At 52.9% G+C, this 13,308-nt stretch carries 8 protein-coding genes; 4 read left to right on the top strand and 4 right to left on the bottom strand.

The annotated features are described in order from the left end of the window. Positions 1 to 115: 115 nt before the first annotated feature. Positions 116 to 406: a hypothetical protein gene (locus AB1K62_RS07010; RefSeq protein WP_367002440.1), complete on the top strand. Its 291-nt coding sequence runs from the start codon at positions 116 to 118 to the stop codon at positions 404 to 406. Between the two features lie 28 nt (positions 407 to 434). Here AB1K62_RS07010 and clpB read toward each other — a convergent pair whose 3' ends face one another. After that, complete coding sequence (clpB, locus tag AB1K62_RS07005) at positions 435 to 3,032, bottom strand: ATP-dependent chaperone ClpB (RefSeq protein ID WP_367002438.1); 2,598 nt, start codon at positions 3,030 to 3,032, stop codon at positions 435 to 437. A 155-nt stretch (positions 3,033 to 3,187) separates the two neighbouring features. Between clpB and AB1K62_RS07000 the strand changes: the two genes are divergently transcribed. Then, positions 3,188 to 5,386 (top strand): acylase, encoded by a 2,199-nt coding sequence (locus AB1K62_RS07000; RefSeq protein WP_367002436.1) that lies wholly within the window; start codon positions 3,188 to 3,190, stop codon positions 5,384 to 5,386. 91 nt (positions 5,387 to 5,477) lie between these two features. Here AB1K62_RS07000 and AB1K62_RS06995 read toward each other — a convergent pair whose 3' ends face one another. Together AB1K62_RS06995 and AB1K62_RS06990 are read right to left on the bottom strand one after the other, a co-directional pair. Further along, entirely contained in the window at positions 5,478 to 8,213 is a 2,736-nt protein-coding gene (locus AB1K62_RS06995) for a TonB-dependent receptor (RefSeq protein ID WP_367002434.1), read from the bottom strand. Between the two features lie 333 nt (positions 8,214 to 8,546). After that, positions 8,547 to 9,458 (bottom strand): DMT family transporter, encoded by a 912-nt coding sequence (locus tag AB1K62_RS06990; RefSeq protein WP_367002433.1) that lies wholly within the window; start codon positions 9,456 to 9,458, stop codon positions 8,547 to 8,549. Between the two features lie 303 nt (positions 9,459 to 9,761). Here AB1K62_RS06990 and AB1K62_RS06985 point away from each other — a divergent pair, with 303 nt between their 5' ends. After that, the gene (locus tag AB1K62_RS06985) at positions 9,762 to 11,120 is read left to right on the top strand and encodes a phosphotransferase family protein (RefSeq protein WP_367002431.1); all 1,359 of its coding nucleotides are present in this window, start codon (positions 9,762 to 9,764) and stop codon (positions 11,118 to 11,120) included. Between the two features lie 32 nt (positions 11,121 to 11,152). After that, on the top strand, positions 11,153 to 12,448 hold the full coding sequence (locus AB1K62_RS06980; protein ID WP_367002791.1) for an acyl-CoA dehydrogenase family protein: 1,296 nt from the start codon (positions 11,153 to 11,155) through the stop codon (positions 12,446 to 12,448). An 18-nt stretch (positions 12,449 to 12,466) separates the two neighbouring features. On the opposite strand, the gene AB1K62_RS06975 is transcribed toward AB1K62_RS06980, so the two are convergent. Then, entirely contained in the window at positions 12,467 to 13,243 is a 777-nt protein-coding gene (locus tag AB1K62_RS06975; RefSeq protein ID WP_367002429.1) for a fumarylacetoacetate hydrolase family protein, read from the bottom strand. Positions 13,244 to 13,308: the final 65 nt, after the last annotated feature.

The following is a 13,308-nucleotide window of genomic DNA, read 5'->3' as shown; positions in this document are numbered from 1 at the left end:
ATTATGGTGCACTGACTTAAACGCTGAAGCAAGAAAAACCGCATGACCGCGCAGACATTGTAGTTTAAAAGTTATTCGAATATCATGTAGAAAAATTACAGAGAGGGGAATATTAGTGCACGTTAAATTGGCAATATTGACATTGACCACAGCATCTCTGCTGGGCTTAGGAGCGCCCGGTATCGCTGCTCAAGAAGTGAGCGATGCCAAAGCAGACAAGGCATCTGAAGTCACTGATGATTCGCACGTTATTAAATGCGAACGGCAAGCAGTTACCGGGTCACGTGCCCGCAAAAAACGCGTTTGCCTGACCATGGCGGAATGGCGTGCAAGACGCGAAGCCGGGCGGCGGACAGCAGATGATTTTATTTCAGATGCTAATAAAGGATTTCCTGAAGTCAATTAAAGCTTTTGATGGCCCCAAGCGTTTAATTTCAGGCACCGCCATTTCTGCCCACCGCATTCATCTCCAAAGCTCCGTCGCCTTCGTCTATCTGCACGGTGCTGCCATCGGGGACATTACCGCGCAATATCATGTCGGCTAGCGGGTCTTGCAGATATTTCTGGATTGCCCGTTTCAGCGGCCTTGCACCATATACAGGGTCATAGCCGACCCGGCCCAGCCAGCGTTTGGCTGCGTCGGTGAGCTCCAGTTCGATTTTGCGATCTTTTAGCAGTTTCTGCACGCGGCCAACCTGAATCTCGACAATCGGGGCCATATGTTCCTCGCTCAGCCTGTGGAACAGGATGATCTCGTCAAGCCGGTTCAAAAACTCTGGACGGAAATGCGCGCGGACGACTTCCATTACTTGCGGCTCAACATCCTTGACGGTCTGATCTTCGGTCATGTTCGCCATATATTGGCTGCCCAGATTGGACGTCAGGATGATCAATGTGTTGGAAAAGTCCACCACCCGGCCTTGTCCGTCTGTCAAACGGCCATCATCAAGAACTTGCAGCAACACGTTAAACACATCGCCATGGGCTTTTTCAACTTCGTCAAACAGGATGACCTGATAAGGACGACGGCGTACGGCTTCGGTAAGGACGCCGCCTTCTTCGTAGCCGACATAGCCGGGAGGCGCACCGATCAGGCGGGCGACGCTATGCTTTTCCATAAATTCGGACATATCAATGCGGACCATCGCCTGATCATCGTCAAACAGGAAGCCGGCCAGCGCCTTCGTCAGTTCGGTTTTACCGACCCCGGTGGGGCCAAGGAACAAAAAGCTACCGAGCGGACGATTAGGATCTTGTAGTCCCGCACGCGAACGGCGGACAGCCGCAGATACGGCGTCAACGGCATCTTTCTGGCCAATGACCCGCTTGCCGATAAGCTCTTCCATAGCGAGCAGTTTATCACGCTCCCCTTCCAGCATTTTATCCACCGGAATACCGGTCCAGCGCGACACGACGGAGGCAATGTCCTCGCTGACCACTTCCTCGCGCAACATCGCGCCCTCGGTCGCGCCGCTGGCTTCTTCCAACTGCCGTGTCAGGTCGGGAATCTTGCCATAGCTAAGCTCACCGGCCTTGGCGAGATCGCCAGCACGTTCGGCTTGCTCCAGCTCCAGCCGCGCCGCATCCAGCTGCTCTTTCAAATAGGCTTCGGCGTGGATTTTGTCCTTCTCACCCTGCCAGCGGGTAGTCAGTTCAGAAGACTGCTGCTCCATCTCGGCCAGTTCTTTTTCCAATGCTTCAAGACGGCTTTTCGATGCGTCATCGCTTTCCTTGGATAAGGCTTCCCGTTCGATTTTAAGCTGGATGATCCGGCGATCGAGCGTTTCGATTTCTTCCGGTTTCGACTCCACTTCCATCCGGATACGCGATGCCGCTTCGTCCATCAGGTCGATGGCTTTGTCAGGCAGAAAACGGTCGGAGATATAGCGATGGGATAAAGTGGCTGCGCTCACCAAAGCGCCATCAGTAATCCGCACGCCATGATGCAATTCATATTTTTCTTTTAGGCCACGCAGGATTGAAATCGTGTCTTCCACCGTCGGTTCGCCAATAGTGACCGGCTGAAAACGCCGCTGCAACGCAGGGTCTTTTTCGACATATTTCTGATATTCATCCAGCGTTGTTGCGCCAATACAATGCAGTTCGCCGCGGGCCAATGCCGGTTTCAGCAGGTTGCTGGCATCCATGGAGCCTTCCGAAGCGCCTGCGCCTATCAATGTGTGCATTTCATCAATGAACAAGATGATTTCACCATCGGCGCCGCGCACCTCGTCCAGCACGCCTTTCAGCCGTTCCTCGAACTCCCCGCGATATTTTGCGCCGGCAATAAGCGAACCCATATCCAGCGCCATAAGACGACGGTCTTTCAAACTGTCCGGCACATCGCCATTGGCGATGCGTAGCGCCATGCCTTCGGCAATCGCGGTTTTACCGACACCCGGTTCGCCAATTAACACAGGGTTATTCTTTGTGCGGCGGGCCAGAATCTGGATCGTGCGGCGGATTTCTTCATCGCGACCAATGACCGGATCCATTTTGCCATCACGCGCTGCTTCGGTAAGGTCGCGGGTAAACTTCTTAAGGGCGTCATAGCGGTCTTCCGCCGAAGCGGTGTCGGCTGTGCGTCCACCGCGCAGCTCGTTAATCGCACTGTTGAGAGCGTCGGCGCTGACACCCGCATTGGTCAGTGCTTTTCCCGCTTCCGTATCTTTGGACAGCGTGAGGGCCAGCAACAGGCGCTCCACCGTAACATAGCTGTCGCCCGCTTTTTCGGCAATCTGTTCAGCTTGATCCAGCACGCGCACGGCGTCATTGTTCAGACCGGGTGTCTGCTGTGCTCCGCTACCCGAAACCGCCGGGATTTTTTCCAGAGCCTTATCAACTTCTGTAATGGCCAGCTTGGCATTGCCGCCAGCTTTGGTGATGAGACCGGATGCCATGCCCTGATCGTCTTCGAGAAGAGCCTTGAGCAGATGCGCGGCGGTAATCTGCTGATGGTTCATGCGGATGGCCACAGTCTGTGCCGATTGCAAAAAGCCTTTGGCGCGATCAGTAAATTTTTCGAGGTTCATTTGCTGGTCCTGTAGTTTGTTCGTCTAGTCAGTATAGTTTTCTATTCAGTTATAGTGCCGTCAATAACGACTGTTTATCTGTAACTTATATGGTAAGTCCGGCGATGAGTAAAAGGGGCTAACAATAAATCACCGCCTCGCGGAAGGAAAAACAAGTGAAACTATTAAAGCGCGCGGGCTTGGTTTTCTTAGTATTTTTGGCCGTTATTGCCACTGGCCTGATGATATGGGAACCGCTTGGTGTTTCGCCTGAAACACCGCCGCCATCGCGTGATTATGAAGCGCGGATTGTCCGCGATAATTTCGGTGTTCCGCATATTTTTGGCAAGACAGACGCCGATGTAGCCTATGGCGTAGCCTATGCCCATGCCGAGGATGATTTTGCGACCTTGCAAGAGGTGACAGCGATGACACGCGGGCGACTGGCAACGCTCAACGGCGCTGATGCTGCTCCGGTTGATTATGTTGCTGCGCTACTGGATGTAGGCGGCACGGTGGAGCGTCAATATGATGGCTTGCCAGCGAATGTGCGGGGGGTGCTCGATGGTTATGCTTCGGGTCTGAATGCTTATGCTGACGAACATCCCGAAGAAATCAGCCTGTCAAAACTGTTTCCGGTCAATGGGCGTGATATTGCCGCCGGTTTTGTCTTGCGGTCCCCGTTTTTCTTTGGATTGAATACACCGATACAGGCACTGATCGAGAATAGGCCGCTGCGCCGTGAAGGTGGTCCAAGCCTGTCTGCCCCGGTTGAAAACCGCACGGTGCATCCGCTGAGCGAGGATAAAATTGTAACGCCGGTAGGCTCTGACCCGGATGAAAATGGTTCCAACGGCTATGCACTTGCGCCAAAGCTGTCGGTTGAAGGAAAGACCCGTCTGATTTCCAATTCACATCAGCCTTTGCGCGGCAATGTCGCCTGGTATGAGCTGGTCGTGCATAGTGATGAGGGGTGGGATTTCGCCGGAGCCAATTTCCCGGGATCGCCTTTCCCGTTTCTGGGACATAACAAGCATCTGGGTTGGACCAACACAGTGAACCGTCCCGATCTTATCGATATTTACAAACTGACGCTGAACGAAAAAGGCACTGCTTATCGTTTTGATGGTGAGTGGTTGCCGCTGGGTAAGAAACATATCTGGCTGAAGATCAAATATGGGCCATTTGTCATCCCCTATCCGAAAATGGTTTACCGCTCTGTTCACGGGCCGGTTATCCGAAACGATAGCGGTGCTTACGCGTTGCGCTATGCGGGCATGGATCAACTCGATATGCTCACACAATATTACCGGATTAACAAAGCCCGCGATTTCTCCGAATGGCAAGCAGCAATGGCGGGGCAGGGCGTTCCGGCGACGAATTTTATTTATGCCGATGCCAAGGGCAATATCGGAATGTTTTATAACGCGATGTTTCCGGACCGTTCCCCCGGATTTGATTGGCGCACCGTGCTTCCCGGCGATAATTCCAAGGCACTATGGCAAAATACCCTGCCTTTCACGCGGGTTCCGGCGCTGATCAACCCGGCATCGGGCTATGTCATGAATGCGAATAACACGCCCTATATTGCAGCGGGGCCGGGCAATGAGCTAAAACGCGACACTTTCTCGCCGCTCATGGGGATAGAGGATGACCAGACCAACCGCTCGCGGCGGTCGATCCAGTTACTCGAAGCCGCCATTGCAGCGGATGGTAGAATCAGTGATGCGGAAATCCGGCGGATCAAATATGATACGGCCTATGTTCGGGCGGGATATGCGAAAGACTGGATGGACAAGATTGCTGCGCTGGATCTGAAAGATCATCCGCAACTGGCCAAGGTACAGGCGCTCCTCGCCAAATGGGATTGGAACCTTGATGGCAAGGGGGCTGCCGACACGCTCGCGCTAATGGTGCTGCGCCCTGCTAACAAAGCCCATTACCAACGCGGTAAAGTCCCTGACCCTAAGGTAATATTACAGGAAACGGTTGATCATCTGAATAAATATTTCGGCAAGATTGATCCGCCGATGCTTGATGTCTTGCGTCTGCGTCAGGGGGAGGTCGATCTACCGATTGACGGGGGCAATGACACGATCCGCGCTTCTACCCTGTGGGACGTGGACGATGACGGGCGGCTGTCTGTGCGCCACGGTGACAGTTATATAATGTTTGTTGAATGGGATAAAACGGGGAAGGTATCGTCCCGCTCAATCCAGCCGTTCGGTTCTGCCACAACGCGGCCCGATAGTCCGCATTATACGGATCAGATGAAGCTGTTTGTGGATAAAAAGCTGAAACCTGTCTGGTTCGATCCCAAGCTATTAGAGAAAAATAAGGCGAGCGAAAAAACTGTCAGGTCAATCAGAAAATAGCCCAATAAAAGACCATCAAAAAAGCGTGCGGCCCGTTTTATCAAGGCCGCACGCTTTAATTTAAGGTCATAGCCTAATCGACGCTATCGTTTTAGAAACGCCCGCGAACGGTGATACCATATGTTCTTGGTTCAGCAAGGAAAGCCGAGTAAGTTTGCTGAGAAGCGACAAATGGCGTGTTGAAGGCAACTTGCGTATAATCAACATCGAACAGGTTTTGCGCCCATCCTTCTATCGACCATCTGCCGTCTGGACCGCGTAGACCGATACGTGCGTTTACCAGCGTGTAGCCGTCTTGTTCCTTACCAAACAGCAAGTCCGATCCGGTATTATAATCACCGGTTGTACGGGCGTTAATATAGAACAGACCAGACATACCGCTATTACCGATTGGCGGCGTATAGGAAAGAGATGCGGTAGCGGTGAGTTCCGGAGCGTTGGAGAGATTATCCCCCGGAAGCAGGCGCAGAGCCGGATCAAGCGGAGTTCCGGTATCACGGCCAACCAGATTATTTTCATAACTGGTGTCGGTGTATGTCAGGCCCATGGTGACATTAAGATCACGGATGGGGTTGAGAGAGGCTTCCATCTCAAGTCCCTGAGCTACAACGCCATATTTGACGTTATCGGGATTACAAGCACCTGTCGTTCCGTCAGTGTCTCGATCGGCACCGCCCAAATCATCGCTACACGAGTTGATATTCTGAACCAGGAACACAGATCCATTGAACGTGTTGAGCTGGAAACTGTCAAATTGTTGACGGAAAGCCGCTACGCTCAGAGAAAATTCCCGCGTTGAATATTTTGCACCAATTTCAAATGCGTCCACCGTTTCCTGATCAAATTGCAGGTTGGCGGTGTCCCCGGCAACAGCAGGATTAACCAGTGTCGACTTTGTCAAAGCAGATCGGTCAAGGTTAAAACCACCTGCTTTGTAACCGCGCGAATAGCTGCCATAAAGCATCAGATTTTCTGTCGGTTTATAAGACAGAATGGCCGTGCCGGTAAATTCATTCTCGTTGCGGCTATCGCTTAGCGAAACACCGTCAAGTTCCGAGGTGGAATTACCCTGACAGGATAGGCCGATTATACCGGCAGCCAATGCATTGAGCGGACCACCCAGCAAAGGTGTAAATAATGCCCGCTGAGTGGGGCACATGGTGTTGTCATTGCCAAAGGTAGCGTCGAAATCCTTGGTTTCGTTGGTGTAGCGCAGCCCCACAGTCAGGTCGAGCTTGTCGGTAACGTGGAAAATATTATGCGTGAAAAACGCGAAATTCTCGCTTTTCTGGTTATAAATATCGCCCGTGCCGCCACGGTCGTTTATCTGCGCCAGATTATCCAGACCGGCGAAGATCAGCGGGGTTGCGGGACCAAAGGCACCTGCACCCCCGTTAGCAGCCAATAATGCTGCTCGCCCACCGGCGCTCAAGCATCCGGTGCTGGTGGGTGAGGCAAGAGCAGGGTTAACCGCATTGACGACCCGGCATGGTGCAAAAGCCCCATATTGTGTGCCGAAACGCAGATTATCGCGCACCTCAAGTTTTTCGTTGGCATAGAAACCACCGATCAGCCAATCCAGCTTGTCATCGAACAATGATCCTTGCAGCCTTAATTCCTGCGTGAAAGTTTTAAACTCACGCGCACCGGCATTTCTATTGGGCTCGCGGTAGAGGATATCCACGCCGGTGTAATCCGTGTCAGAGGCCTGAAAGTTGGAATATTCACGATAAGCCGTGATAGATGTCAGGTTTATATTACCCAATTCTGCATTGATCTCTGCGGAAACGCCATAATCCTCTGTCTCTCCTGCATAGGAGCGGCCCGGCGTAATATATATGTCCCGGTTGAACGTGCTCTGGTTCAGTGCGTTAGGATTTTGGCCCAGAGCCAACAGCACCGGAATGATCGGGTTCGCCGGATCGGTGAGGGCGGGAGCACCCGGTTGCGGGCGGGTAAAGCCATCCAGACCGGGGCTAACACGTGCCAGCGGTGCAAACTCGGGCTGCACAAATGTCGCCGCACAACAGGATTCATCCTTTTTCGAATAATCGCCAATCAAACGGACGGACAGTGTCTCGCTGGGCTCGATGAGCAATTGGCCACGAACAAGATAACGGTCTTTATTGTTAACATCGGTATCGTTTACAACATCATTATAGAAGCCATCCCGTTTCAGGAAAACGCCATCAATACGGGCTGCGATATTCTCGCTTAAAGGAGCATTTACGCCACCTTCCAGACGAATTTGGTCATAATTGCCATAGGTCGCCGCAGCATGTCCGGAAAATGTAAATTCCGGCTGCGCTGTGGCAATGTTGATCATGCCAGCGGATGAGTTGCGTCCGCCAAGTGTCCCTTGTGGTCCGCGCAGGATTTCAACCCGGTCAATCGGACCAAGCTCGCTAAGCGCGTTACCGCTGCGCGAGCGGTAAACACCGTCAATGAACACGGCGACCGAGCTTTCCAGACCGGGATTGTCGCCCACGGTGCCAATGCCGCGGATACGGGCGGAGCCATTGGCTTCATTGCCGGTCGAGGAAACGAGCAGCGACGGCGCGAGCTGGTTTAATTCACGAATATCGGTGGCACCGCTTTTTTCCAATTGTTCTGCCCCGACGGCTGAAACAGCGATGGGAACATCGGATAAGGCCTGTGTCCGGCCCTGTGCGGTCACCACGATAATATTGTCATCAAAAACCGAAGCGCGCTGTTCAGCTTGGGCTGATCCGGTATTTTCTCCCGTTGCAGATTGCGCGTAAATGGGAGCAGACGAAATTGCCGCCATCGCGAATGCACATGCAGATAGTCTTAAACCAGCTTTCATAATATACTCTCCCAAAAGTTATTTTTTATGCATCCAAGTTTATCCAACACTTGCTAGATTACAAACTGTAATCGAATAATGCGTTATTATTTCCTATAAGGTGTGACCTAATTGTCAGCTGGTATTACCGTTCATCTGGGGATGAATTTGTAAATATTGCTTAACCACTTAGTATTTTAACTAAATAGAATATTCGCCCAATTCAGCGAAAGACAAGAACCAAAGATAACATCCCCTCAACAGGCTGCATATCATCGCCATACTGAACGTCTTGAAACTATTCTATGTCCACTTGTTCCAATAACCGGAGGTGCCGTTTTTAAGTTTTATGTTTTACAGCGTAGCGAGCAACGCAAGGACAACGCCGCTCACTACCAGAAACAATCCCGCTGCTTCGTGCCATTTTACGGGTTCGCGCAGATAGAAATGTGCAAAGCCGACGGTAAAAATAATTTCTACCTGCCCGACAATTCGCACGAGCGCAGCAGGCGCAACCGCAAAGCCTATATACCAACATGCAGAACCAAGCGCGGATAATAAGCCGACCTGATTTGATGTTCGCCATGACTGCACCACGTCATATAAGGCCGGCCGGTCACGCAAGATTATCCAGATAAGATGAACACTGCTCTGAATGGCCATGACCGCGACAAGTGTGATCATCGCGGACCCGATTATGCCGGCTTGCGAGAGTTCTGCTGTTGCCAGTTTAATGGCGATTGCTGCAATAGCGAACATGGACCCCGCGCCAAGACCGCAAAGCGCTGCGGGCTGTGCCAATGCTTGTATGAGCTGCCGGGTCTTTATCCCCCGTCCTGCCAGCGCCAGTATCAAGATGCCTGCGACACCAGCGACAATCCCGAGCCATGCAAGTAGAGGCAGACGTTCATCAAAAAGCAGCGCGGTGACGAGCGCGACCTGCATTGCTTCGGTTTTTGAAAAGGCTGTGCCGACAACAAAACCGCGATGGCCAAATGCCATAATGAGCAATATTGTTCCTGCCATTTGGCCGATGCCGCCAAGTGCCGCGAAACCAATAAAGCTGAGCTTTAGCGGAGGGATGTAGCCGTCTTGCACCCATAGCCAGATCGCCAGAAAACCCATAGCAAAGGGCAGGCCATAGAGATAACGGACAAGCCCCGCTGCGCTAACACTGAGTTCAGAGCGCAGACGCTGTTGAAGCGCAGTGCGCCATGCCTGAAACAGCCCGCCCAGCATGGCGGCGGGAAGCCAGATAGGATTCATATTGCTTTATCAAGTCCGGCTAATAATAAAGCAGCTTGCAGATGCAATATTTGCCCGGATATATCGATTTCTAACGAGGGGCAATTCATGCGCTTTTCAGTGGATATAAAAATGTACAAGATTGTGGTTCTCCCCATTCATAACCACTTGCAATTCAATCTATCCACTTGTGGTAAGATAATGCATAAGATATAGATAGTATTCTAAGTAAATGGGAGGCTGGATGCAAGTCTATAGTGAAGATCGAAACAGAAGTTATCAGCGGCCTATACACTGCCCCATATCCGGTGGGTTAGCCATTTTATGACTGTTCTTGGCAAGACGGAACTCTCGTCATTACTCTCAACCTTCATGACCCGCGTCGCTGGTCCCGGTGTTCTGTCCGCTCTGGACCGTCTGTCGGGCGGAGCAAACATGGAAAGCTGGGCGTTTGACTGGGATGCAGGCGATAGTCCCCGCGCTTATGTACTGCGCCGTGCGCCATCAGCGGATTATATGGAAGGGCGCCCTTACGCCCATGTGGACGAGGCGGCACTGGTAATAGCTGCCCATGATGCAGGAGTGAAAGCACCCGAAGTCATTGGCGTGCTTGGTGATCAGGACGGCATGGGAACCGGCTATATCATGCGGCGTATCATCGGGGAGGTTAATCCCGCCAAGATACTGGCCGCGCCGCCGCCTTCGCTGCTGAGTGACCTTGGCCGTGAACTTGCACGCATCCATGCTGTTCCCGCAGACAGGATCCCGGCAGCGATCCCGGCGTTGGATATTGCCGCGGAACTAGCCGAATATAAACAACGCTTTCTCGATTATGGTGGCGACCGGCCGATCATCGCTCTGGCGATCAAATGGTGTGAAGATAATCTGCCCGAACCGGCTGCATCCGTGCTCGTTCACGGTGACTACCGCATGGGTAATATCATGGTGGACGAAAACGGTCTTGCCGGTGTGCTGGACTGGGAACTGTCGCATCTTGGCGACCCGCATGACGATCTTGCTTATGGCTGCATGACCGTTTGGCGTTTTGGCCAGCTTGACCGGCCAGCGTTCGGAGTTGGCGCGCTGGAGGAATATTTTGCGGCCTATCGACAAGCTGGCGGCGCAGCAGTTGATCCGCAGCGCTTTCATTTCTGGCTCATATTCCGCACCCTGTGGTGGGCGCTTGGTTGCCTGCAAATGGGCGAGGCATGGCGGAGCGGAGCCGATGCGACTGTCGAGCGCGTCGTGATTGGTCGGCGGACCGCCGAGCAGGAACTTGATTTGCTGATGCTATTGGAAGGTGAGGCGCCGGAGGCCGAAAGAAACCGGGCGTTACCATCTTCCCCCGCCGCTCCGCCAAAACCAAACGGGGAACCGGCAACGCAAGAGATTGTTCAGGCTGTGCGCGACTGGTTAAGAGATACAATAAAGCCTGGAACAAGCGGCCATGCAAAATTCGAGGTTGCCGTTGCTATGAACGCGCTAGGTATTGTTATGCGTGATCTTGATGCGAATGTATCCGCCGAAGACAAGGCGCAGACGGATGCCATATTGACCGGCGCGGTGACGCTTGCGGATTCCGGGGTGCTGGCGCAGCTACGGCGTAGCGCTCTCGATAAATGTGCGGTTGATAGCCCGAAATATGCCGCGCTTGCCTGTGCACGCAACCTATGGGGCAAATAGTCCACGGCACATGAAATCAAAAGGAGTAGATGATGAATTTTTCCATACCGGATGACTTGCAGGCCTATCTTGATGAACTGGATGCGTTTATCGAGGCGGAGATCAAGCCCCTTGAACAAGTCGACGACAATATCCGCTTCTTTGACCATCGCCGCGAACATAGCCGGACCGACTGGGACAATCAGGGTCTGCCGCGCGAAGAATGGGAGGACTTGCTCAAACAAGCGACGCGCAAGGCCGATGCCGCTGGTCATTGGCGGTTTTCTGCGCCCAAGAAATATGGCGGCAAGGATGGATCCAATCTGTGGATGGCAGTCATCCGCGAACATTTAACTGCCAAGGGGCTGGGCCTGCACAATGATTTACAGAACGAACATAGCATTGTCGGTAATTTCCCGTTTGTCGCCATGTTCGAGCAATTTGCGAATAGCGATGAGCAGAAGCAGGAATTTATTTTGGGAGAGTTCGAAGGGACGAGGCGCACGGCCTTTGGTCTGACAGAGCCCGATCATGGCAGCGATGCGACCCATATGGAAACGCGAGCAGTCCGCGAAACCCGCGACGGCGTTGCAGGCTGGCTGATTAACGGGCGCAAAATGTGGATTACCGGCATGCATGTTGCAAGCCATTGTGCAACCTTTTGCCGCACAAGCGGGGATGACGGCGATGCAAAGGGTATTTCCTGTCTGCTGGTTCCCACGGGCACGCCGGGAATGACGGTCGATGAATATATGTGGACGTTCAACATGCCGACGGACCATCCGCACATGACCTTTACCGATGTATGGGTTCCCGATAGCGCGCGGCTTGGTCCGGTCGATGGCGGATTGTCGATAGCGCAGAGTTTCGTCCATCAAAACCGCATCCGTCAGGCGGCGTCATCATTGGGAGCGGCGGTATTTTGTATCGAGGAAAGCGTGAAATATGCCCGTGAACGCAAACCTTTCGGGCAGGCGCTGGCAAAAAATCAAGCCATCCAGTTTCCGCTTGTCGAACTGAAAACACAGACCGAAATGCTGCGTCTGTTAATTCACAAGACCGCATGGGAAATGGACAATATGCCGCATAAAGAGATTGAGCATCAATTGTCGGACCGCGTATCAATGTGCAATTACTGGGCTAACCGGCTGTGCTGCGAGGCTGCTGATCGGGCGATGCAGGTTCATGGCGGCATGGGCTATTCCCGGCACAAACCGTTCGAACATATCTATCGCCACCATCGCCGCTACCGCATTACCGAGGGCGCAGAAGAAATCCAGATGCGTAAAGTTGCGGCCTATCTGTTTGGCTATCTTGGGCCGCGCAAGGAAACATTGGGCAAGATTTGATTATATGATTTGCAGGGATCAGTCAGCAAACCGTAGGCTGATCCCGCCCAGACCATCAATCTCAGCGCTGAAACTGTCACCGGGCAGCGCAGCAACCATTGGCCCCAATGCGCCTGAAAGGATGATGTCGCCGGCCTTCAGCGGGCTGCCCTGCGTAATGCGTATCGAAGCGAGCCAGGCAAGTGCATACAATGGATTGCCCAGACAGGCCGCGCCGCTGCCTTCCGAGGCAAGCACGCCGTTTTTCTCCATCCGCATCGTGGAACCGATAAGATCTATGTCCGAAAGTTCCACTTGCTGCTTGCCAAGGATGTACATTCCCGAGGAGGCATTATCCGCCACCGTATCGACATAGGTGATATCCCAATCAGCTACCCGGCTGTCGACAATTTCAAGCGCGGGAAGCGCATAGGAAATGGCATCGGCCAGTTCCATGCTATCTTCGCCCACGACAGTAATATCGCGGGCAAGGCAGAAGGCGATTTCTGCTTCGACTTTAGGCTGTAGCAATTTACCTGCTGGTATCACGCCATCATCGCTAACCGCCATATCAGCAAATAATATCCCGAAATCGGGCTGGTCCACGCCAAGCTGCTTTTGCACAGCTTTGGATGTCAGGCCAATTTTAGCACCGGTAATGCGGCGCCCTTGCTGCACCCAATGGTCCCGGTTCAATGCCTGTATCGCATAGGCGTCGTCCACGCTCGCCTGCGGCTCGCTATGGCGAAGCGGCGCGATAGTCGGCCCTGCATAAGCGCTGCGTAATTTGGCGGCGTGAAACGAAAGATCAATCAAAATATTTCTCGCAGAATTGATGGTGGATCATCGCCCGGCAGTATGATTTTATAGTAGAATATTGT

Origin of the sequence: Parasphingorhabdus sp. JC815 (assembly GCF_040717415.1) — a bacterium.
GTDB lineage: Bacteria > Pseudomonadota > Alphaproteobacteria > Sphingomonadales > Sphingomonadaceae > Parasphingorhabdus.
Note: the sequence above shows the minus strand (reverse complement) of the source record. Positions and strands in the feature narration are given on the sequence as shown.